Source organism: Paenibacillus xylanilyticus (genome assembly GCF_047246825.1).
Lineage (GTDB): Bacteria > Bacillota > Bacilli > Paenibacillales > Paenibacillaceae > Paenibacillus > Paenibacillus xylanilyticus_B.
The window spans coordinates 1-22,717 of the sequence record NZ_JBFOLB010000015.1 but is presented as its reverse complement, the minus strand read 5'-3'; the positions used below and the strand labels follow the sequence as shown (position 1 = coordinate 22,717).

Below are 22,717 nucleotides of genomic sequence, written 5' to 3'. Positions count from 1 at the left end.
CGTTTATGCGGGCATGCTCTGCGTGGAGAGTGAGCATTAGTGCGTTCCGTCTTCCGGTGAGATTTAGCTTGGAATGTTTCTTTCCGTAATACGGAAAACTTTTCCGAAAATATAACAAGCAATAAGTCGGGTCACTCTTGAACAGGGTTACCAAGTGATAGAGTGTGATCAGGCTGATATTTTTCTTACATCATAAAAGAGAAGTTAATCGGTGTCAATTAGAATAACATGCGAGTGACGTAAAATCTTTTATCCACCCTAAAACGTTCGGAAATTTACGATAAATTCACTTATCGTGTCATATTTATGAACATAAATAGCCGGGATAATGCATTTTTACCATGAATATTGTCAACATGAGTCGTATTATGAATTCAGTACGATATGAAACTAAACCGTTTGTGTAGAAGCTCCGGCTGCAAGCGCCTTGGTAATGCAGGTGGAGAGCAAATCAGGCATCGTAACAAAGGCATAATGCACATTCAGACGTTCAGTCCATTTGTGCGCATCCTTGCCGTAAGGACCCAAATTCATGACAGGTATGGCGAGCTGCTCCATTTCTTTCAGCGGAATGGAATAACCGTTGTTCCACAGCGGCATGTTGTCTGCCAGGCGGTCATGTGAAAGTGTGCCTGAAGTGGAGCCTACATAACTCAGATCGGTCATGGCGCTATGAAAGTTGGCATGATGAAGCTCGAAGTGATGGTGTGCCAGAGCATACTCGGACAGGCTGTTGCATATTTCAGACACCATCTGGGACTGGTACGAGCTGTTTGGCGGGTAGTAAGGCGGCGCAAAAAACAGCACGATCATGGGAGACAGAGCCTTGCACAGAAGAGACAGAGCATCAACAACGGCTGAGGTATTACCGCGGTCATCCGCTTCCGGGTTGCGATGGAGTGCCTCCTGGATGACGGCTGTTACCTGCTCTTCACCATAGGTTTGATGGGCATAACGGAGCAGCTCTTCATACGTCATCACCTTTACCTGAATGTTTGTCTCCTCTGAGGAATCACCAAGGTAGGCGGATGCGCGTGCATGGTATTTCTGTTCAATACGGGCAGCAGCGCGGCGCGCTACATCCAGCAGGGGTTCGATCAGCTGATCCACCGATTTTTCCAGCAGCAGAAGGTTGCTCATGGTCACAGCACGATAGGGGATCGTAACCGAATAGGCATTCATCAGGCTGTGTTGAATCAGGTTGGTTGGAGGCGGAGTGGATTGTCCTTCAACATGTTCGCAGAAGGCGGTGTCCATCTCCAGCTCGGCTGTAATTTCGGCAGCCATATAGTTACCGTTGAGACCTTTAAATGGGTAAACGACATGGGTTTCTTTGCCGTAACACAAAAAGCCGGGCAGCGCTTTGCCGATCGAGCCTTTCTCCAGATATCGTCCACTTTCATCACCATCCCCGAAATGGGATTCCGAATTAATCAGCAGTGCATATTCCAGGCCGTGGCGTTCGGCAAGTTCAAGCAATACGGGAATGGAAGCACGCATGCCAACAGAATTAACCTCCTCATCGGGGACTGCAAGCAGCAGCAGGTTGCCGTCGAATTCTCCGTGACAAGCCCGTTCGATCATAGACATCTGGAGGGCGAGACCGCACTTCATGTCCATTACACCACGTCCGAAGATCCAATCATCCGTCTCAATATCAGCCCGGACCTTCTCCGGAAGACGCTCCTTGTTGCTGTGGAAAAGTTCTGTCAGTTTCTCCACATCGAAGGCAAAAGGCTTCCAGTCCCCGTAACAATCCACCTCTACCACGTCGAAATGGCTGAGTACAATAATCGTTCGTGCAGTGGGTATTTGGCTTTTGACCAAAGCGGTTACGAGTGTGCGGCCATCTCCAGTGGGATGGGATTGAAGATATTCGGGATGCTGTCTGTAATAATCGAGCTCGCTTAGTTGTTGTGTGATAAAAAGAGGAAATTCAGCCTCGGCTTCCGATTCGCTGGTGCTTGGGATACGGATCAGATCGCTTAGCAATGCGGCGATTTGTTGTGGAGTAGACCATTTTTTCATAGGGAACACCTCTTCTTATGGAATGATGGTGCAGATGAGTGGCAGGAAAACGTGTGCTCTGGTTATAGACTGGCAAAAACGTCAATGATGGCATCTGCTGCCCAGTGCAGGTCTTCTTCGGAAATAATGAGTGGAGGTGCCAGGCGGATGACCCGCTCGTGTGTTTCCTTGCAGAGCAGTCCAGCGTGCTGCAGCTTCCCGCATACAGGTCTTGCCGGACCACTCAGCTCAATGGCGATGAATAATCCCCTTCCGCGGATGTCAATAATCATCGGATGGTCAATGGCCTTTAACCTGGACAGGATTTGCTCGCCTAACCGAAGAGAACGATCAGCCAGTTTTTCATCTTCAGTCACCTGAAGTGCGGCTATGGCTACGGCGCAAGCCAGCGGGTTGCCGCCAAAGGTGGAACCGTGGGAGCCGGGCTCGAACAGACCGAGAATACTGCGATCTGCAGCGACAGCAGACACAGGGAGCACACCGCCGCCCAATGCCTTGCCCATCAGGTACATATCAGGGACAACTGCATCCCAATCACAGGCAAAGGGTTTACCGGTTCGGCCAAATCCGGTTTGAATCTCGTCAGCAATGAGCAGTATATGATTCTGGCGACAGAGTGCCGCCGCTTGCTGCAGATACCCATCTGGCGGGATGACAATGCCGGCTTCCCCCTGGATCGGTTCAACGAGAAATGCAGCTGTGTTTGCTGTGATGGCCTGTTCCAAAGCCCGAATATCACCGTAAGGAATAATGATAAAGCCCGGTGTGAATGGACCAAAATCCTCCCGATAAGAAGGTTCGGAGGAGAATGACGTTACCGTAAGAGTCCTTCCGTGAAAATTGCCGGAACAGACGATAATCTCGGCCTGCCCTTGAGGAATTCCTTTCACCCGGTACCCCCAGCGCCGTGCCGCTTTGAGGGCGGTCTCTACAGCTTCGACACCTGTATTCATGGGCAAAATCATATTTTTGCCGGTGTACTGGGTCAGCTTCTCCAGCAATTCGGCTAATGGTTCATTGTAGAAGGCTCGCGAGGTGAGTGTGACCTTGGCGGATTGTTTATGCAGTGCTGCGATGATGTGGGGATGACGGTGCCCTTGATTCAAGGCGGAGTATCCGCTAAGCATATCCATATAACGCTTGCCGTCCGGATCCTCGACCCAGACGCCTTCTGCTTGGGCGATTACAATGGGGAGGGGGTGGTAATTGTGTGCTTCCAAGCGTTCTGTCTGTTCAATGGTGGTCTGTACGTTATTCATCGAATCCCTCTTTTCATGTCAGGTGGAATTTCCGTAATGCGGAAAGTGTTTCCGATTATAGTGACAGAGATGATGGACAATAAAGCTTCAGGAAGGCGGATCAGTGTGTGTAACTGGAGTGCTGGTTGAACTTCTTGAAGTAGGGTTGAGTGAAGTGGTCATGATGTTAAGGGGCTGAATCGTTGAGTGTGAAGAGACAGACGTCTTGAAAATGAGACCAGGTACAGGCCGGAACAGGCGGGCTATCCGCCAATCCGGTTGGATATTTCAAGCGCCGCATGGGTGACCAGCTTGCCAAGAAAGGCAACCCGTTCATCCGTGAGCTGGTAACTGACAACGCCAATGCCAATGGCTCCCTCTACTTTGCGGCCGAATCCCATAATGGGGGAGGAGATGGCCACAGTCCCTTCGGTAAGTTCCGCATAACTGACACAATAGCCGGCCTGTTTAATCGAGGGTAGTGTCTGCAACAGCTCATTGCGCTTGTTGGTATCATCGATGAGACGAATGAGAATGGCCTCAGCTTCTCTGGGGTCCATGCTGGCAAGCATAGCCTTGTTGGGTGCACCGATATGCATGGCGATGCGCTCGCCCAGGTTTTCTACCACGCGAAGCTTGGTTTGGCTCTCTACTTTGTCCACGCCCATGGAGTAGAGTCCGTAAGGCATGCTCAGAAATACAGTTTCTTTGGCTTCATCGGCCAATTGTTCCATGATGGGTCTTGCAGCAAGGCGCATATCGGATTCCTCCAACTGCTGCAGGCCGACTTCCATCCAGCGTGACCCGGTTTTGTAGCGCTTGGTATCCGGAATCTGCGTGACAAGTCCGTGTTCCATCATGGAGCTGATGAGCCGGTGGGTGGTGCTTAGAGGCAAGCCCACACGTTCTGAGATGTCTGATATGGCCCAGCCGGAGCGGGTGTTTCCGGATAACAGAAGCTGAACAATATGCATTGCGCGATCAATGGATTGAACCAACGAAATCCCTCATTTGGTAAGCTGCTAACAGGTAGAAGCTGGTGTTTTTTTAGATTATAGGGGGAGGGGATATGCTTGTCAACAAACATATCCCCTCATGTGTTAATATATATGCCATTGAAATTACAATGAGTACTTGATTTTTTATTGAAAATGTTAACTTCCCATTTCATAAATGCTGCATTTTGCATCAAGTAATTCAAACTGCTCAACTAAAATCCAATCTTCAGACTGGTTCCTTCTGTAGCTATTCCCTTGGACCGGGTGATCGGCAGCTTATGCTCAGCTGTAAACCCGAGAGTCTCTCCGTCGTGCAAAGTGATATCATTTTCAACCACGTAAGTCATGGTCATGAACATCATTTCAAAAACATCGCTTAACGGGTTGGATGAATGTATGATCTCGATCTCTTCTTTTCCGAAGTTTCGCAAACCATGCGTATAGGCTGAAGCGCCTTCAGGACTCTGGTACATACCGATAAAAATCCAAAGGGAAACAGGCAGATCATCCTGCTTGAGACTGTGACTTGTCTCTACATATTGACGTGCCTCGACAACGAGCGGCGCCAAATATATGGCGATTGCGTGGTCAAGCTGCAACAGGGCGCTCGCTGTCTTGGTAAACAGGATATGTCCCTGGATGGCATCCGCTGCATTCAGAACAGAAACGATAATCTGTGACTGATGCCTGGAAGTAACTTGCTCCGCTTCACGCCACAATATATTTAATTTGGCATTCTCCTCCACTTCGCGGTTGGGTACAGGGGCCCCGATATGAGCGCATACCACCTGCATTCCATCTACCTCGAAGAAAAGATTGCCCTCTTCCGCATTCTCATCGATATGAATATCCCAATCCTTCTTCATCGTTTGGATGAAGCGATCAAAATCACAGTCATCCTGTTCCAATAGTACAAAACCAACAATGGTTTCACTATGCGAAGAAGGTTCCACGGCTCCGCCTGCGGGTACAGGTTCCTTTTTGCGACGCCGAAGCTTGTCAAACAGTCCCATGAGACGTTCTCCTTTCCAGATCAATGGCATGACTTGTTGCCACTATTACCTTACCATACCATGCTTGGTTTGTAATGAATCAGGGCGGCGAGCTGCCAAGCATGCGGTGATTAAAGGAAAAGGACCAAGAGCAGTGCGATAATCGCAGGCAATCCCTGTTTGACGATAATAGACCGCGAAGCTGTCGCCCCTCCATATAGGGCTGCAATGATTACGCAAGCCAGGAAGAAGATCTGAATGTGCTGACTAACAACGGGGTCGGGGTACAACAGCCCCCAGATTAGCCCCGCCGCGAGAAATCCATTGTACAGCCCCTGATTGGCAGCCAGAGACTTGGTCGATTCTGCGAATTCAGGAGTGAGACCGAAGGTTTTCATTGTGCGTGGGCGGGTCCACATAAACATTTCCATGACCAGGATATAGATGTGTTCAATGGCTACGAGAGCTACGAAAATTGCACCAATCAATGGGAACACCTTGCTTTCTTTTATGTAATTTAGTTCATTGCCTATTCAGTATAAATGTTCGTAACGAGAACTAAAAGTGTGAATTTAATTTTGCACAAATTAATTGTGTAATTAAATATATTCAAAGTGGACAATCAAATAAACTTGTTGCTTATAGACAAACATTATTATATATTGTCTATAAATAAACAAACAAAATGTAATTTAATTATGTTTGGTGAAATTCGAAGGAGGAGTTAAAGTTGTTTCGTAATCCGTATGTGCGAACGATTGTCGTTTCGCGAATTCTTTTGCAATTGGGGATTTGGATACGCAATTTTGCCATTCTGTTGTATGTGACGGATCTGACCAACAATGACCCGCAGGCCGTATCTTGGATCTCCGTAGCGGAGTATGCACCGATTTTTGTGTTTGCCATCATCGGAGGAACGTTTGCGGATCGCTGGAGGCCCAAGCGTACCATGGTGTGGTGTGATGTGCTCTCCTCATTGTCTGCGGTGGCTGTGTTGGTTGCATTAATGTTTGGTCCATGGTATTCGGTATTGCTGGGTACCTTGGTGTCGGCTGTTTTTTCCCAGTTCTCTCAGCCTTCGGCAATGAAGCTGTTCAAGCAGCACGTGCCGGGTGAGGAACTGCAGGGAGTAATGGCTATGTTCCAAACAATGGTAGCCGTCTTTATGGTGGTTGGCCCCATGATCGGAACGGTCATCTATCAGAACTACGGGATTGAAGTATCTCTTGTCGTTACAGCGGTGATGTTCCTCGTTTCGGGTTTTGTCCTTTCGCGGTTACCTAAGGATGAAATGACGTCTGTAGGTGCAGTCATTCAGGGGTCTTTTCGTCAAGAGCTGGCTGAAGGATTTCGATATGTGTATGCGAATTCGGCCTTGCGGACACTGGTTATGACCTTTGCTGTATCCGGTCTTGCAGCAGGATTGATTCAGCCGTTAATGCTTTTTGTTGCCGTAGATAATCTGGGCCAAGACAAAACCTTTCTTCAGTGGTTGCTCATGGTTAATGGAGCGGCCATGCTGATTGGAGGCGGGGTTATCATGAGTGCAGCCAAAAAACTTCAGCCGCAGGTCCTGCTCGCTGTAGGGCTGCTAATCAGTGCATTGGGAACGGTCATGATGGGGTGGTCCGAGAGCATTCTGCTTACCATGGCGGCACAGATGATCAATGGATTCTTTTACCCTTGGATTCATGTAGGGATTCAGACGATGATCATGCGTAATACGGATACAGCCTTTATTGGCCGTGTGGGGGGAGCGGTTACCCCAGTATTTATGGGCATGATGGTGATTAGCATGTCGCTCGCAGGTTATTTAATGGATCAGTTAAGCCTAGTAACGGTATTTACCATGAGTGGTGTGTTGTTTCTTGCAGGGGCGTCCATTTTGGGGCCGATGCTACCGAAGGGAAGGAAGTCAGCAGATTTTACATGACGAATGATGCTCAGCGCGAGTCAGGTCTCAAGATCAACATATGCCGATTGCTGAAATATTCCCATTGGGTAATAATGTATATCATAGAAAATGAAAAGCTCATGGAAAAGAGGGGATTGGCATAGGGACCGTTCAATTTGTGCTGCTTGCGGATGATCCGTCGACATTTATTACACGGGTAGTACCCTTTATTGATATTGAGCTCGCCGGTATTCCGGGAGACCGCCATTATGGTCTGCTGCGTCCAGCAGACTCCAGACAGAAAATATATAAGCGAGGCACACCGATTGCCAATCGTCGGCAGATCAGTATTGTTTCGGAAGAGGAATGTGCTCTTATTGCTGAGAAAATGAATATTCCTGAAGTGCGTCCGGAATGGCTTGGGGCCAATATGCTGGTCCGAGGCATTGATCAATTGACTGAGCTGCCTGCCGGAACGCGGCTTCTGTTTCCTGACGGAACGGGTTTGATATGCGAAGGGGAGAATCTTCCCTGTGTACATCCGGGGAAAGTCATTGAGCAAGTGTATGAACAGGAAGGTTTGCGCAAAAAATTCGTGCCAGCCGCCCGCAAAAAACGCGGTATCGTCTGTTCGGTTGAACGGGAAGGTGTAATCCATACGGGTGATACCATTGAAGTTATCCGCCTGTCCTGATATTTGGGGGCAGGTTTTTTCGTGAGTTGACGTATTCTTCGGGCGTACTCCCGATAATCGATTTGAAGTCTTTGATGAAATGGGACTGATCATGATATCCGAGCTCCTGAGATAGCTTAACCAAATCGCAGTGAAGACCGCGGTCAATCAGATCGGCGGCGTTTTGCAGACGATACAGCTTGATTACGGTTTTGGGGCCGATCCCCACATACTGATTAAACAGACGTTGGAGTTTTCTGGTGTGAATGTTACAAGAAGATGCCAGGTCATCCACTCGCAACATCTCGCGATCCAACTCAATCTGCTGCACAATATTGTGAACCAGCCTAGCTTGAGCATCCTCAGCTGGAAGGTGAGCGCATAAAAGCTGATCCATATAACGGGCTTTATCCGCATCACAGCCATCTCCAAGCAGTCGTTCTTCCAATGATTCGGCGCTGACGTCAAGAACATCGGAAACCTCCATGGGTTGTCCGTACAGTGATGAGACAGGAACCCGAATGAATGGATAGAATCCACCCGGTTTGAACTTCACACCAAACACACTGCCCCTTCCGCTGATCAAATAGGAGAATTTGCGTCCGGAAGGTCCGAAGAAGAAGGTATTGCTCCGCTCTATGACCAGATTGACACAGGGATTCGGCACCACATGTTGGGGATAAGGTTCAAGCCCTGTGAGATCCCACGATACCACCCAGAAATGTTTAACAAAAGGGCTGAGCGCTTCGGAAGGAGTATGCCGTGTCAGCTGATATCTTTTATCACCTTCATCCAGATTCAACAGTCCCATGCTGGGCCTGCTGAAACGAGTTGTAGAGTCCATTCTGTTCATCCCCTCTGCATTTGGTGCGGCTGTCCCTTCCTGTTCCTGTGTAGATGTAGAAACGTGTAGGTGTTATCCAGTCACTTCTGCTCTCTGAACAGCAGCGCTCGAACAGCAAAACGAGGCAAAATAAGCTGTCTGCGCCATCTCGAAGGCTGGCTGAGCAGTCGATACAACCATTCCAGGTTAAGTTTCTGCCACAGGACTGGAGCGCGTTTGGTTTTGCCTGCGACGATATCCAGACTTCCGCCGACGCCTATAGCTATACGAGCGTTCAGCTGGTGACGGTATTTATCGATCCATTGCTCTGCATTGGGTGCCCCAAGCGCCACGATGAGAAAGTCAGGATTTGCATCGCAAATCTCCTCCACAATCTGTTGCTCCTCATCGGTTGAGAAGTAACCATGGTGTCTGCCGCTAACCACCACGTTCGGATAATTCTGATCAATGACTTCCACTGCCCGTTCACTGACATGTTCCTCTGCTCCGAGCATATAAAAGGACCACTGTTTCCGGTTTCCTTCTTCCAGTAAACGAAATAAAAGATCACAGCCGGTTACCCGCTCGGTTAATTGTCCACCTCGAAAACGTGAGACCATCACGATCCCTGCCCCGTCGGCAGTCACCAATCCAGCTTGGTCCACCACCGCGCGAAGGGTGTGGTCCTTTTGACAGGACATGACGATTTCCGGGTTTCCCGTGATCACATGGAAGAGTTTTGTACTGCGCTGTTCAACAACATGGCTAAGGATCGCAACGGTTTGATCCATCGTTACGTTGGGAAAAGGGATGCCCATGATATTTGTGGTTTGGCTCATGTCTCGTTTCCTTTCTGATTACGCTCTATCAAAAAATAAGGAACAATCTGTTATTTCATTCCATTTTAGTATATCTGATCTTCTGGGAAAGCACTATACAGGGATATAATCCTTGCATATGGATGGGACAGTCACCACTCGAAAATGAATTTTGTTTTTCCGTTGTCGTGTTTTTACAATACGAAGTTAAGGGTATAACGGTAGGATAGGTATGCGAGTTGGTAGATCGCACATCCAATGCATAGGGGAGTGAGTTCATGGAATTGAAATATGAATTTTATATCAATGCCGGGCTGGAAGACGTGTGGAATGCCCTGATTTCTCCTGACGGCACACGAAGCAGTTTCTTTGGCAGTGAACTTCGTTCCAATTTTCAACCGGGTCAGCCGTTTGCTTATGTAGGGCCTGGCAATGATGGAGCTGAGACAGTCCATGTGTACGGTGATATTTTGGAATTTGAACCGTTGTCCAGACTCAGTTATCGCGAGCATCCCGGACCATCGTACCATGCGAATCATACCGATCTTGAATCCAGGGTGGTCTTCCAGCTCGAGACCGTGGGTGAATGCACGAAGCTGACCTTGATCAATGATCAATTTACAGACAACCACCCTTCCTTTGCGAATGCGCAGAGCAGCTGGTGGATGGTTTTGAGCAGTATCAAATCCTGGGCGGAAACAGGAAAGACATTGAACTTTGGCTGGTAGAACATAACATAAACCATAGTCTGCATATAAAAAATCCACCGGATGGCATTTCGAGCCTCGGTGGATTTTATTTGTTTATTTTAATGAATTAGACTTGTTGAACCTTGATCAGGTTTGTATTACCGGATTGACCGATAGGTACACCTGCAGACAATACAATGATGTCACCTTTTTCGATATAGCCCGTTTTGATTGCGTTACGTGTAGCGGACTCGAACATCTCGTCCGTTGTCGTTACTTTATCGCCCATAACCGGAATGACACCGGAGAGCAGGCAGATTTTAGCGAGTACTTCTTCATGCTGAGTAACAGCAATGATTGGCGCCTTTGGACGGTATTTGGAGATCATGCGCGCCGTGAAGCCACTCTCTGTTGAGGTAATAATCGCTTTGGCATTCAGTACGAGGGAAGAGCTTACAGCTCCCTGGCTGATTACTTCTGTAATGTCCGCTACTTGTTGAGCTGACTTTTGTCCAAATTGTTCTTTGTAATCAATCATCGTTTCTGCACGGCGGGCAACAGCAGCCATCGTGCGAACCGATTGTACAGGGTATTTACCTGCGGCCGATTCACCGGACAACATGACAACGTCTGCGCCTTGGAGCACTGCGTTTGCAACGTCACTGACCTCGGAGCGTGTTGGACGCGGGTTAACCTGCATGGATTCCAGCATGTGCGTAGCAACGATTACCGGTTTACCGACACGGTTACATTTGTCGATCATTTCTTTTTGCATCATAGGTACGTCTTCAATCGGTACTTCAACCCCGAGATCACCACGAGCTACCATGATACCGTCAGATGCTTCGATGATGTCGTTCAGGTTGGTCATACCTTCCTGATTTTCGATTTTGGAGATGATTTGTACGTGCTCAGCACCGCGTTCTTTCAAAATGCTGCGAATTTCACGGATGTCATCGCCTTTACGGACAAAAGAAGCTGCGATAATTTCGATATCGTTTTCGATTCCGAATCCGATGTGCATGACGTCACGCTCGGTTACACCCGGCAGTGTCGTTTTGATCCCTGGCAGGTTTACACCTTTACGTGGTTTCAGGATGCCTCCGCTGATGATTTTGCAGTGAATATCCGAACCTTCTACAGAGAGTACAGTCAGATCTACCAGACCATCGTCAATCAGGATGCGATCGCCAGGTTTCACAACGAGATTCAGTTCTGGATAGTTTACCGAGATGCGTTCTGCGTCACCAAGAATCTCTTCTGTTGTCAGGATCAGTTCTTTGCCAGCCTGCAGGTGGCAGGATGCTTCTTTCAGTTTGCCGATACGTACTTCCGGTCCTTTGATATCCATCATAATGGGTATATATTTGTTCAGTTCGGAAGCTGCTTTGCGAATATTGTTGATCCGGGTAACGTGATCTTCCAGCTCGCCGTGAGCCATATTCAGACGGGCAACCGTCATTCCTTCCTGAATCATTACCTTCAATGTTTCGATCGAGTCACAAGCAGGTCCCATAGTACAAATAATCTTTGTTTTCAACATGCTGATTTCCTCCTCATATGTTTTGCTTATGTGTGTATTGTAGCGTTTTCTGTCGAATCAGGGTATGAACTATAGTACAATGATTGGAGTATAGTCCAGTAATGAGGTGTGTTATGATCACTCCGTTAGAAGTCCGGCACATTAATGGTGTCGGTTGGTACGAAGAAGCAGTGCAATCCGAAGGGATATGGCGACTGAGCTTGGTTACTTATGGAAAATGTGTATATTGGGTGAACGGTGAGAAACAGATCATGGAGAAGGGTGAATTGCTCTTGATTCCTGGTGGTGTCTCCTATTATGGCAAAAGCATTCCCACGGTGACGCATACGCAAATTGTTGTCCACTTGCAAGGAGATCAGGCAGATGCATTGCCTGCATTGGAACGAACGGAAGTTGTGCGCCATAAACCGGGATGTTACGAGCTAATCCATGAACGAATGAAGGCGATTCACCAGCAGTGGCAGGAACGTCCGTCTTATTATGTCATGATGAGCCAGGCCTTATTGATGGAAGTGTTGATTTATGTGAATCGTGAACTGGATCGGGGAGTCATTCCACCAGAGAAGCATACGCATGCAGAGCGGATGAAACGATATATCGAGCGGCATTACCGGGAGAAACTGACGAAGGAAGACCTCGGAGATGAGATTGGCAAGACACCCAACTACGCAGCAGCGTTGTTCAAAAGCATGACGAACCAAACGATCAGCCAGTATGTACATGACCAGCGGATGAAACGGGCGTTATACCTGCTCACCGAGTCGCAGCTCTCCATACAGGAAATTGCTGAATTTCTTGGTTATCGTGATTTGTCATACTTTTACCGAATATTCAAACGCATAACTGGAACCCATCCATCCGACTGGCTCCATGAGCGTCCACCGGTCATATAACATTTGAAAGAATGCATCACGGAATTTGGGCCACAGTTTATCGTTTCTTCTATATATACTAATGTAAAAAAAAGAGGGCCTTGGCCCTCTTTTGATTTCATGCAGCATGTTTCATGACTGCCTATGAAAATGGTTAGGCGTTGCTGCTTGTGTTGGTGGCACCAACGCGCTGCTTTGTTTTTTTGCGGGCAAGGCCGCCGCGAACTAGGAAAATATGAACAACCCAATACGCTGCTTCCGCAAACAGAATTCCGCCAGCCACATCCAGCAGGGAATGCTGCTTCACAAACACCGTTGAAGCGATGATCAGCCAGAGCCACACAGACCAGGAGATTCGCGCCAGTGGTCTGAAATTCAAGTGCCGATTGATGACGATGAACAGCAGATAACTTGTGAGACAGTGAATGCTTGGGAAACAGTTGAACGGAGCATCATTGGCATAAATAAACTGTACAAGCGTGCTGCTCAGGTCTGTTCCGCCAACCAAGGGACGCGGTACGTGCGTTGGAAAGACTGCGAAACAGATGTTGGCTGCGATCACCCCGACATTATATGTGAGCAGTGTGCGCCAAAATAACGTTTTATTCGTCAGTCCCAAATAGATGAATCCAAGATACAGAATCGGCATCCAACTGATGTATGGGAAAATAAATTCTTTGATAAATGGAATTTGTGTATCGATCCAGGCGTAATTGTAGAAGACATCGTTCCCCGTATTGCTGCCAAGAATTACATATATGGTGCCTTGAAGCGGTATACACAGTATAGCCAGCAGATGCCCCCAGCGCAGAAATAGTTCTTTCATAGTGACCCCCTGATTTGTTATGCATCGTGCATGTTCGTTATTTTCTCTCTATATAAGACGTTGCGGAGTTGAGGTAACCCTGCAGCCGCTAACTTGCGTACTACTATGATGACAGTTTGGAACACAAGCCATACCTGATTTTAGGGGAAAAGAAGTTGGAGAAAGTCTCTATTTTGTTACTTTTATAATTTTATCCAAATAAGGATATTCGAAATTCCGTTGATGTGATACAACTAAATGATCATATCATTTCGTATGACAACGACAAATGAAGATGAAATGAGGCTGATCCAACCATGACATCCCCGCAAACCGGTAGAAATCCGTCCTTTTCCGAGCGCAAACCGGTGTTGACCGTAATCATCATTGAACTGCTGCTCTTGCTCGCTGTATTCTCAGCAGGAGCTGTAGCGACAGTGAAGCAGCTGGACTACACTTCGCCTGTACTGATTTCTTTTACTCCGATGGCTGTTGTACTCATAATTTATCTAACTGTGCGGCGTAAGTGGGGGGAGACCGGTTTTCGTTCGCTTCGGACGATTCCGGTTCAGCATGCAAGGTATTATATTCCGTTACTCCTTGTACTGGGTACAATCGCCCTGAAAGGTTTTACAGAACTGACTTTGACGAAAGTGATCTTTTTTGTCTTTTTCACCCTGCTTGTCGCTTTTGTGGAAGAAACCGTCTACCGTGGACTCATATTCAAGACATTACTTCGCAGGAGTGCAATGGCAGCGGTAGTGACCTCAAGCATCTTGTTTTCCGTTACCCATATGTTGAATGCACTCTCGGGACAAAGCGTGGCTGATACGATGCTGCAGCTGGTCTATGCACTGCTGCTCGGAGCCGTACTGGCACTGCTAATGCTCAAAAATGGGAACATCATCCCCTTGATTCTGTTTCATTTCATACATAATCTGATTCAATTTCTGAGCGATGATCTCCAGGATACCCATACTCTTTCGTATGATCTTTTTTTATTAGTTGTTCTTGTTGCTTATTGTATATGGTTAACATTGAGTTTCCGGATAACGAAACGATCCTCTTCTGATTCCGGAACTACTGGACATGAGGTTATTCAGTAAGTGCTACGCTAGTGTGGCTTGCCAGCTCCATTTACCGCCGGAGGTGTACTCGTGGTATACTTCAGTCTGGCGGTAAGGTTGGCTGGAATTGTTGTAGTCATTCTTTTCGCACAATGGGATAGACGGCAGGTGATAAGAATGGAAAAAACAGCACAGGATGTAGCTGAGTGGATGGTTCAGGAGATTAAGTTTACTGGAACACTCCGCCAAGAAGCTGCAATTGAATATGTGAAGACTCATTTTGGCGATGAATTTGTTTTTGTAAATGAGAATGGCAATGCTTCTTTATCGAAAGAGGTAAAGAAAGCATTCCGGAAGCTTCATGGCGGGCAAATTGCCTGGGATCGGGATGCCTTCATGTGGGCCTGGACGTAGGTCTTGATGTACTAGAACGGGTGATTCCAGTTGAAATGGATATGCATGCCAAAATCTTTTATAAAAAATGTATAAGTTGGTTCGGATCTGCATATCCTTTCATAAGACCGCACAACAGCGGCAGGGCTTTTGAACAAGACTTGTCCAAGAACCCTTCAATAACATGTATTTCCAAAGCTGTTTGAAAAGAAAATACAAAGATTTGCTTTTTGGCAGAAATGGAGTTATAATAAGAGCAAGTTGTAGAGAGAGTGGAAAACCTAATTCACATATTGTAAAGGGCGATCACTTATAGGTTATGACTGGTACCTTTTTCAATGTGTGAATTTTTATTTGCTTGCTGCAAAGAACAAAGGAACATGTTAATCTTTATTTGGAGGTGTAATTCACATGCAAAACGGAACAGTAAAATGGTTCAACGCTGATAAAGGCTTCGGTTTCATCGAAGTTGAAGGCGGAGAAGATGTATTCGTACACTTCAGCGCTATTACAGGCGAAGGCTTCAAAACGCTGGACGAAGGTCAACGCGTGCAATTTAAAATTGTACAAGGAAACCGTGGTCCTCAAGCAGAAGAAGTTGTAAAACTGTAATTAAAGCATAGCTGCCTTTAACATGTTATAATGGTAAAGGCAGCTTCTTTTTTTTGAGCAGATAGATGAAAGTCGGCCCATTAAGTTGTCGAGGCAGTAGCCCAGGCGGGATGCAAGACTTCCGCTAAGTATAGGCTTCTGTGAAATAACGTCGGTTAGATGTTTTTCCATAACAAAGGGGGTAGAAGTCATGTATAATCGCAAAAAGCCATTGGAAGAGATTCCACAAGCGGATGCGGCAATCTGGGAGTGTACGAGTGATACGTGCAAAGGATGGATGCGGGACAATTTTGCGTTTGATAGCGTGCCTACTTGTCCGATATGTGCTTCTGAGATGGTTAGCACGACTAGGATGCTGCCATTGCTTGAAAATTCGAATAGCAACCTGAAAACGATGTCTAAAGGAAATCGGATTTAACATAGCTTACCCGCCTCTTACGAGGTGTTTTTTTTTAACTAAGACCTGACATCTTGTGCAAAGGTAAGGGTTTGAAATATGAAGTTCCCGGCATTCGTTATGGCGAATGCCTTTTTTTATTTTGCAGAGGATTATAATAACAGGAAAAATCCCCCTAATTGTAGCAGCGCAATAAGGGGGATTTTTCCTGTTATCTAGGCATTAAAGGTGAAAGGGGTTTATTGATTTAGATGAAAAGGAATGGAAGCAGCAGTAATGTGCTTACCAGAGCAAGTTCATATCCAGCTCCATAGCCATAACCTCCGCCGTATCCGTAACCGTAAGGACCGAAAGCCGAAGACTTCACTTTTTTGGCAGCTGCGTTGCTTTTCCCTTTTCTGCGGAGCTGCTGTTTGGATTTGACAGAGCATAGACGCGGTCCTTCGAAACTTCCGCTTACATAAATCTTGCCATCCCGGCATCCCCCAAGGGTGCCGTATATGTGCTTGCCGTCTTTCATAATCATACAAACAGGGCGTCCTACGTGCGGAGACACCGTCTCTTCACATACCGGATGAATTCTGTGCATGCATATCCCCCTCAGATTTTGCGGTTTGCCGCTTGAAATCAACGGTTTGTATATCATAGTAAAAAGAAAGCGAAATGGTATGGACGAGTACCCGGAAAATGCATAGGGATGTGCCGCTTTTGAAGTTGCTCCATACACTGAAGGGAGGAAGGGAGCTGGAGCTTGTGGATTATCATGACTTATTGGCAAGACTCGGTGAAGGAAGCGCGCATCCTGGTGGATTTACAGCAACAGTTCAACTTATTGATTCCTTGTCTCTCCCGGTGCATGGGCAAGTGCTGGAAGTAGGATGTGGTACAGGGAGAACGGCTTGTTATCTCGCACGAAATGGTTATCGGGTGACAGCGGTTGATCTACACCGCCAGATGCTGGAGAAAGCAGTAAGGCGAGCAAGACGAGAACGCCTGGATATTCGTTTTATTCAGGCTGATGTCACTGCATTACCCTTTCCGGATCACCGCTTCGATGTGGTGTTTGTAGAGTCGGTTACAATATTTACACGTTGGCGCGCTGCACTTGCCGAATATAGGCGTGTTTTGAAACCGGGTGGACGTTTAATTGATCGGGAGATGATATTGTGTGGACGGAAGACCGATCTGATGCGACGCCGGTTGAAGCAGTTTTACGGTATGAGGACACTGGCTACGATGACGGAATGGAAGAAGCGTCTCAAACAGAGCGGATTTGCCGATGTGTCGGTTCATGAGCATTCGCGTTCCATAGGAAAATGGGGTGTGGATCATGATCCGCACCGGGAGCTGGATCTGGCGCTGTTCGAGGATGAACAGGTCCGGCGAATGAGCCAAACCAATGATCGATTGCTCGCAAGGTACGGTAAAAGGTTGGGATACGCTGTGTTTGAAGCAAGAGCACCGCTTAACGAGACAGAGAAGGGATAGGATGAGTTTCGAGCGTAATAAACGTTGTCGGTGCATGGGAAAACGCAAAAGAAAAGGCAACCCACGACGTGAGTTGCCTTATTTGCGCTGGATTTGGCTGATGGGCTGAAAAGGCCGACGAAGGTTTTACAGCATGTCGTTGTCGATAATGCGCCAGTGGTGTTTGAGAAGGGACTCCAATTGTGGTTTGTCTTTGGTGCGAAAAGCGTCTAGAATCTGGCGATGCTCTTCGTTAACTTCCTGAAGCACACTGGATAACTTCGGTTTATTATCGCTAACATACGACTGGCGAATAAAGCTGTTTTTCAGCGTGTTTAACATCTCGATCACCGTTGCGTTCCCGCAGCGCTGGATGTACAAGTTGTGGAATTGATATTGGTCTTTGCTGTAGGCGGTGAGATCGAGTTGGGCAATGTCCTCGTCCATTCTCGCAACGAGTGCTTCCATCTCCAGTAGGTCAGATGTTCTCAGATTATCTGCTGCAAGCGTGGCAGCAAGTGCCTCCAGTACCCCGATGGCCTGGGAGAATTCGAGTTTCTTGCCAGAATCAAAAGGTGCAACGATGAATCCCCGGCGCGGAATGTAATGCAGCAAATTGTCTGATGCAAGTTGGAACAATGCCTCTCTTGTAGGGGTGCGGCTGATGTCCAGCTTTTTGCATATCTCCGCTTCATTGATTTTTTGATTGGGGAGCAGCGTTCCATCCTGAATCTTCTGGGCAATGTAATCGTAAACGTGATCTTTCAAGGACCGGTATTTAGGTACTTCCATACCGAATCCCCCCTTCTTTATATAGTGATGATAGGATGTGCGGGGCATAAGCCCAGTGTAATGCGCCGTTCAGGTGTAACAAGTTTTTATCATCTTAACACCGAGGGGGAAGTTGGGCAAGCAAACTTAAATACCTATTTTGCGTCAAGTCTATGTAAGGAATAGAGATGAATTTGGAATATAAGTCCATAAATGTGTAAAAACCATTGCCGAAAAATCAAATGTTTGTTAGTATAACTTACATAAAAGCCCTTATATTGTGTTATGTATATTGTATACAAATTTAAAATGCTTATCATCCAAAAAAAGAATAGGGGTATGATCTGTGAAAAGAGTGCTTTTGCCAGTGATACTGATGTTAATGGTTGTAATCATGTCGGCTTGTGGACAAGAACAAACAACAGGCAGCGCTTCGGAACCTGCTTCCTCCGCTGAAGGAGATGGCAAAGAGAAGGAAGTGATTGTACTTGGTACCAGTGCAGATTACGCACCCTATGAATTTCACAAGAGTATGGATGGCAAAGACACCATTGTAGGTTTCGATATCGAGATAGCCAAGGCCATTGCAGCCGATCTGGGAGCTGAATTGAAGATTGAAGACATGGATTTTGACGGTCTGCTAATGGCGCTCGATACGGGAAAGGTTGATTTTGTGATTTCGGGTTTGACTCCTACAGAGGAGCGGAAGAAGAATGTTGATTTCACGGACATCTATTACTATGCAGAGCAGGCCGTGCTTGTCAGGGAAGGTGAAGGTGATGCATTAAACTCACTGGATGATCTGTCTGGCAAACTGGTCGGTGTACAGAAAAGTTCCATTCAAGAAGGGATTGCTCAAGCAGTAGAAGGTGCCAAGCTTACATCTCTAGCCAAAATCCCTGAGTTGATCCTGGAATTGCAGACTGGTCGTGTGGATGCCCTTATTCTGGAGAAACCGGTCGCGGAACAATATGTGAAAAATCAGCAAGGGCTAGCCTTGTCGGATGTGAAGATAGAACAAGCTGAAGATGAAGCCGGGTCGGCGATCGCTGTGAAAAAAGGGAATCAGGAGTTGGTTGATCAGATCAACAGCACACTGGCAAAGCTCAAAAGTAATGGTGATATCGAACGCTTCGTTGTTGAAGCGAATGAGTTGGTCGGTGACTAAACCGGGCGAGTGAGGGATATGCCGTGAATTTAGATTTTTCTTTTCTTTCAGAGCATTGGCAGGGTTACGCGCGAAGTGCTTGGGTGACGCTGGAATTGTCCTTTTTTGGTGTCCTGCTGGGGACGATCCTTGGCGTTATTGTTGCACTGATGCGTATATCACGCATATGGCCAATCAAATTTGTGGCGTCAGCTTATATCGAGCTCATTCGGGGCACGCCGATGCTGGTGCAAATTCTTATCATTCATTATGGTCTGACTGTTATCGGTGTGAATCTGCCTGCATTTATGTCCGGGGTTGTAGCTCTGACCATGAATAGTTCTGCTTATATGGCCGAAGTGTTCCGGGCTGGAATCCAGGCGATCGATAAAGGGCAGACGGAAGCTTCCCGCTCACTTGGTTTGACTCATGGCATGACGCTTCGCTACATTATACTACCACAAGCATTCCGCAATATGCTGCCGGCAATCGGCAATGAATTCATTATTATCATTAAAGACTCCTCTCTTGTTTCCATGATTGGGATTGCTGAAATTATCTACACGGCCAGGGCTGTTCAAGGTGTCACTTTCCAACCGCTTGCTCCACTCCTCGTTGCCGCTGCTCTCTATTTTGTGATCACATTTACACTGGCAAATTTGCTCGCCTGGGTGGAACGCAAAATTTCCACCTCCCGTTAAACAGGGGCTATGGTGTATGAATATGTGGGACCACCGGGCTGTTGTGGAAATAGCTGTAATGGGGTCGTAAATGGGGATGGCAGAGCATACATTGATATTGTATTTTGTATACAAATCGGCAGGAGGTGCTGGGGGTTATGTCAGACTCGCAAAAATGGTTAGAATGGTCGGAACATTATGCTGCGCCTAACTATCATCCGCTCCCCATTGTCATTGAAAAGGCCGAGGGAGTTTGGGTTGAAGATCCTGAGGGCCTTCGGTATATGGATATGTTAAGTGCCTATTCGGCGTTGAATCATGGACACAGACATCCAGTCATTATTCAGGCACTGAAGGATCAGGCTGACCGGGTTACGTTGACATCGCGGGCATTTCACAGCAGTGCAGCCTCTCTTTTTTATCAAAAACTTTCGCAATTTACAGGCAAATCGAAGATTCTTGCTATGAACACGGGAGCTGAAGCGGTGGAAACCGCGGTTAAGGCAGTGCGCAGATGGGCTTATCGTTGCAAAGGAGTGCCTGAGAACCGAGCTGAGATTATCGTATGCTCTGGTAACTTTCACGGAAGAACGTTGACTGTCACGTCTTTCTCATCTTCCCCGGAGTACAAAAAAGACTTTGGTCCATTCACGCCCGGGTTTCGGATTATTCCTTATGGAGATGTCGAGGCGTTGAGGCAAGCGATCTCTCCTTACACTGCGGCATTCCTTGTGGAGCCGATTCAGGGGGAGGCTGGCATAATCATCCCTCCGGATGGCTATCTTGCGGAAGCCTTTGCTCTATGCAGGGAGATGCAGGTATTGACGATAGCGGATGAAATCCAGACCGGGTTCGGAAGAACGGGACGTCGCTTTGCCTCTGACTGGGAGGGGGCTGTGCCTGATCTCTGGATCATGGGTAAAGCGCTTGGCGGAGGGATCATGCCGATCTCGGCTGTGGCAGCGGATGCTGAGATCCTTAATTTGTTCGAGCCGGGTTCCCATGGTTCCACGTTTGGTGGCAATCCGCTTGCTTGTGCAGTGGCGGTTGCGTCGCTGCAGGTTTTTGAAGATGAGCGGCTGGCGGAGCGATCAGAGCGTCTTGGGAGTTATTTCATGAAGCGACTTGAGGGGATTAAGAGCACGGCTGTAAAAGTGATACGAGGAAGAGGGTTGTTTATTGGTGTTGAGCTTCATGTACCTGCCCGTCCGTATTGCGAGCAACTGATGTCGGCAGGATTGCTGTGCAAGGAAACGCATGAAACAACAATTCGTTTTGCACCACCACTTACCATTACAGAGGATGAAATCAATTGGGCCGTAGAGAGGATTGAACAGGTATTAAGAGACTGAGGTCTAGGTTAGGCGGTATCGATTCGGTTCTTATTATTAAATTCATTACTTCTTAATTAAGCAGTGAAGGAGCTGACCTCAATGGGGAATCATAAGACGGAAGCTGCAGACACCCTGAATACTTCTAATGAAACGAGTCTGTTATCTATGGAGCAGCGCCAGGTAGCCATTATCAAAGTCCCATTTGGTCTTGGTGGTGCAAGAGGTGGTGCTGAATTAGGCCCTGATGAGCTAATTACAGCTGGACTGAAGCGGGAGATTGCGAGGTTGGGATTGGTTCTCTCAGAGGAAGTGCGAGTGGAATGTCCTTTGGTATCCGATGCTCCGATTGAGCGTAACCGTGTAAAGTATTTGCATGAAGTGCGGCAAGTCAGTGAGCGGGTATGCACTGAAGTATCGCGTGCGGTGGCAGAAGGCTCTTTTCCACTTGTTCTCGGCGGGGATCACAGTGTGGCGATCGGTACTCTTGCCGGGCTCACGTCCCATTATTCCAACCTGGGTGTAATCTGGTTTGATGCACATGCAGATCTGAATACCGAAGAACGCAGCCTGTCTGGTAACATGCACGGGATGAGTTTGGCAGCAGCGCTTGGGCATTCCGCATTTAATTTGTCTCATATTCCTGGAGTGGGTCCGTTCATTAATCCTTCCAATCTGGTATACGTTGGTCTGCGTGATCTGGATGAGTATGAGAAAGAGCAGATTAGAGCAAATGGGATCAAAAGCTTCACGATGCATGATATAGACCGAATGGGAATCCAGTGGGTTGTTGAACAAGCATTGGCCGTAGCTGGAAAAGGAAGTGATGGGATTCATCTTAGCTTTGATATGGATTGCCTTGATCCTCGTGAAGCTCCGGGCGTCGGTACGCCGGTGCCTGGCGGATTGAATTACCGGGAAGCTCATTTTGCTCTGGAGTTATTGGCTTCGACAAACCGAATAACATCCATGGAGCTTGTAGAGGTAAATCCGCTGTTTGACCACAATAGACATACCGCAAGATTAGGTGTAGAACTGATTGCTTCGCTGCTGGGCAAACGCATCTTATAATGGTCTCTCGATGGAGTGCTTATATCACATGAATTCGAAATATGTCTTATATAGAAGAAAAGAGTTTTATAAAAAGCCAGATACGAGTCTCAACTGTATCTTCCTGATGGAGGAGGATGGGGCTTGTCTGGCTTTTGATAGTGTTTGTATAAGCGATATGGTGCTATATATAGAAGATAAGCAAAACAAGGGAGTGAAGAATCGAGATTGAAGATTTTTTTAAAAAAGTACTTGCATAAAAAATCTGTACATGGTATATTCTAATTCCGGCCAAGAAAACACGAGAAACATGGTGCGGTAAGCAAACCAAATAAGCTTCGAAAGAAACTTAAAAAAAGTGCTTGCTAAATTGGTTCGGATGTGATAAGATATAAAAGTTGCTGAAGAGAACAACACTCGGATGCAAAC

The 22,717-nt window shown here is 47.1% G+C and carries 24 protein-coding genes; 13 read left to right on the top strand and 11 right to left on the bottom strand.

Going from position 1 to position 22,717, the window contains the following annotated elements; translation table 11 throughout:
* Positions 1–390: 390 nt before the first annotated feature.
* The 5 genes from AB3N00_RS30640 to AB3N00_RS30620 form a co-directional block, all read right to left on the bottom strand.
* Complete coding sequence (locus AB3N00_RS30640) at positions 391–2,028, bottom strand: M20/M25/M40 family metallo-hydrolase (protein WP_413037804.1); 1,638 nt, start codon at positions 2,026–2,028, stop codon at positions 391–393.
* A 62-nt stretch (positions 2,029–2,090) separates the two neighbouring features.
* A complete protein-coding gene (locus tag AB3N00_RS30635) occupies positions 2,091–3,287 on the bottom strand; it encodes an ornithine--oxo-acid transaminase (protein WP_413037803.1) in 1,197 nt (398 codons plus the stop codon).
* A gap of 242 nt (positions 3,288–3,529) precedes the next feature.
* Positions 3,530–4,264 carry an IclR family transcriptional regulator gene (locus tag AB3N00_RS30630; RefSeq protein WP_413037802.1) on the bottom strand — a complete coding sequence of 245 codons (735 nt, stop codon included), beginning with the start codon at positions 4,262–4,264 and terminating at the stop codon, positions 3,530–3,532.
* Positions 4,265–4,476: 212 nt separating this feature from the next.
* On the bottom strand, positions 4,477–5,277 hold the full coding sequence (locus tag AB3N00_RS30625; RefSeq protein WP_413037801.1) for a DUF4261 domain-containing protein: 801 nt from the start codon (positions 5,275–5,277) through the stop codon (positions 4,477–4,479).
* 110 nt (positions 5,278–5,387) lie between these two features.
* Positions 5,388–5,744: a DUF1304 domain-containing protein gene (locus AB3N00_RS30620; RefSeq protein WP_413037800.1), complete on the bottom strand. Its 357-nt coding sequence runs from the start codon at positions 5,742–5,744 to the stop codon at positions 5,388–5,390.
* A 242-nt stretch (positions 5,745–5,986) separates the two neighbouring features.
* Between AB3N00_RS30620 and AB3N00_RS30615 the strand changes: the two genes are divergently transcribed.
* Together AB3N00_RS30615 and AB3N00_RS30610 are read left to right on the top strand one after the other, a co-directional pair.
* On the top strand, positions 5,987–7,189 hold the full coding sequence (locus AB3N00_RS30615; protein WP_413037799.1) for an MFS transporter: 1,203 nt from the start codon (positions 5,987–5,989) through the stop codon (positions 7,187–7,189).
* A 139-nt stretch (positions 7,190–7,328) separates the two neighbouring features.
* Entirely contained in the window at positions 7,329–7,844 is a 516-nt protein-coding gene (locus AB3N00_RS30610) for an MOSC domain-containing protein (RefSeq protein ID WP_413037798.1), read from the top strand.
* Here the strand turns inward: AB3N00_RS30610 and AB3N00_RS30605 are convergent.
* Both AB3N00_RS30605 and AB3N00_RS30600 read right to left on the bottom strand, forming a co-directional pair.
* Complete coding sequence (locus AB3N00_RS30605; protein ID WP_413037797.1) at positions 7,828–8,667, bottom strand: DUF6597 domain-containing transcriptional factor; 840 nt, start codon at positions 8,665–8,667, stop codon at positions 7,828–7,830. The two genes, AB3N00_RS30610 and AB3N00_RS30605, sit on opposite strands and share 17 nt — an antisense overlap.
* A gap of 80 nt (positions 8,668–8,747) precedes the next feature.
* Entirely contained in the window at positions 8,748–9,485 is a 738-nt protein-coding gene (locus tag AB3N00_RS30600) for a WecB/TagA/CpsF family glycosyltransferase (RefSeq protein WP_413037796.1), read from the bottom strand.
* Between the two features lie 257 nt (positions 9,486–9,742).
* Here AB3N00_RS30600 and AB3N00_RS30595 point away from each other — a divergent pair, with 257 nt between their 5' ends.
* Positions 9,743–10,192, top strand: coding sequence for an SRPBCC family protein (locus AB3N00_RS30595; protein WP_413037795.1), 450 nt, complete (start codon positions 9,743–9,745; stop codon positions 10,190–10,192).
* Between the two features lie 88 nt (positions 10,193–10,280).
* Here the strand turns inward: AB3N00_RS30595 and pyk are convergent, their stop codons facing one another.
* Positions 10,281–11,696, bottom strand: coding sequence for a pyruvate kinase (gene pyk, locus AB3N00_RS30590; protein WP_175394475.1), 1,416 nt, complete (start codon positions 11,694–11,696; stop codon positions 10,281–10,283).
* Between the two features lie 113 nt (positions 11,697–11,809).
* Here pyk and AB3N00_RS30585 point away from each other — a divergent pair, with 113 nt between their 5' ends.
* A complete protein-coding gene (locus tag AB3N00_RS30585; RefSeq protein ID WP_413037794.1) occupies positions 11,810–12,589 on the top strand; it encodes an AraC family transcriptional regulator in 780 nt (259 codons plus the stop codon).
* 133 nt (positions 12,590–12,722) lie between these two features.
* Here the strand turns inward: AB3N00_RS30585 and AB3N00_RS30580 are convergent, their stop codons facing one another.
* Positions 12,723–13,394, bottom strand: coding sequence for a phosphatase PAP2 family protein (locus AB3N00_RS30580; RefSeq protein ID WP_413037793.1), 672 nt, complete (start codon positions 13,392–13,394; stop codon positions 12,723–12,725).
* A gap of 296 nt (positions 13,395–13,690) precedes the next feature.
* On the opposite strand from AB3N00_RS30580, the gene AB3N00_RS30575 reads away from it, so the two are divergent.
* The 4 genes from AB3N00_RS30575 to AB3N00_RS30560 all read left to right on the top strand — a co-directional run bounded on the left by AB3N00_RS30575 (position 13,691) and on the right by AB3N00_RS30560 (position 15,863).
* On the top strand, positions 13,691–14,479 hold the full coding sequence (locus tag AB3N00_RS30575; protein ID WP_413037792.1) for a CPBP family intramembrane glutamic endopeptidase: 789 nt from the start codon (positions 13,691–13,693) through the stop codon (positions 14,477–14,479).
* Between the two features lie 138 nt (positions 14,480–14,617).
* A complete protein-coding gene (locus tag AB3N00_RS30570) occupies positions 14,618–14,854 on the top strand; it encodes a DUF6953 family protein (RefSeq protein ID WP_175394479.1) in 237 nt (78 codons plus the stop codon).
* A gap of 390 nt (positions 14,855–15,244) precedes the next feature.
* Positions 15,245–15,445, top strand: a complete 201-nt coding sequence (locus tag AB3N00_RS30565; protein ID WP_024633772.1) for a cold-shock protein — start codon at positions 15,245–15,247, stop codon at positions 15,443–15,445.
* A gap of 190 nt (positions 15,446–15,635) precedes the next feature.
* Positions 15,636–15,863, top strand: a complete 228-nt coding sequence (locus AB3N00_RS30560) for a cold-shock protein (protein WP_056697134.1) — start codon at positions 15,636–15,638, stop codon at positions 15,861–15,863.
* A 226-nt stretch (positions 15,864–16,089) separates the two neighbouring features.
* Here AB3N00_RS30560 and AB3N00_RS30555 read toward each other — a convergent pair whose 3' ends face one another.
* On the bottom strand, positions 16,090–16,431 hold the full coding sequence (locus tag AB3N00_RS30555; RefSeq protein WP_413037791.1) for a hypothetical protein: 342 nt from the start codon (positions 16,429–16,431) through the stop codon (positions 16,090–16,092).
* A gap of 119 nt (positions 16,432–16,550) precedes the next feature.
* On the opposite strand from AB3N00_RS30555, the gene AB3N00_RS30550 reads away from it, so the two are divergent.
* Complete coding sequence (locus AB3N00_RS30550) at positions 16,551–17,330, top strand: class I SAM-dependent methyltransferase (RefSeq protein ID WP_413037790.1); 780 nt, start codon at positions 16,551–16,553, stop codon at positions 17,328–17,330.
* A gap of 126 nt (positions 17,331–17,456) precedes the next feature.
* Here the strand turns inward: AB3N00_RS30550 and AB3N00_RS30545 are convergent, their stop codons facing one another.
* A complete protein-coding gene (locus AB3N00_RS30545; protein ID WP_413037789.1) occupies positions 17,457–18,101 on the bottom strand; it encodes a GntR family transcriptional regulator in 645 nt (214 codons plus the stop codon).
* 325 nt (positions 18,102–18,426) lie between these two features.
* Between AB3N00_RS30545 and AB3N00_RS30540 the strand changes: the two genes are divergently transcribed.
* The 4 genes from AB3N00_RS30540 to rocF all read left to right on the top strand — a co-directional run bounded on the left by AB3N00_RS30540 (position 18,427) and on the right by rocF (position 22,309).
* Positions 18,427–19,248, top strand: a complete 822-nt coding sequence (locus tag AB3N00_RS30540; RefSeq protein WP_413037788.1) for an ABC transporter substrate-binding protein — start codon at positions 18,427–18,429, stop codon at positions 19,246–19,248.
* 23 nt (positions 19,249–19,271) lie between these two features.
* Complete coding sequence (locus tag AB3N00_RS30535) at positions 19,272–19,928, top strand: amino acid ABC transporter permease (protein WP_413037787.1); 657 nt, start codon at positions 19,272–19,274, stop codon at positions 19,926–19,928.
* A 137-nt stretch (positions 19,929–20,065) separates the two neighbouring features.
* Positions 20,066–21,259 (top strand): ornithine--oxo-acid transaminase, encoded by a 1,194-nt coding sequence (locus AB3N00_RS30530; protein ID WP_413037786.1) that lies wholly within the window; start codon positions 20,066–20,068, stop codon positions 21,257–21,259.
* A gap of 81 nt (positions 21,260–21,340) precedes the next feature.
* The gene (rocF, locus tag AB3N00_RS30525; protein WP_413037785.1) at positions 21,341–22,309 is read left to right on the top strand and encodes an arginase; all 969 of its coding nucleotides are present in this window, start codon (positions 21,341–21,343) and stop codon (positions 22,307–22,309) included.
* Positions 22,310–22,717: the final 408 nt, after the last annotated feature.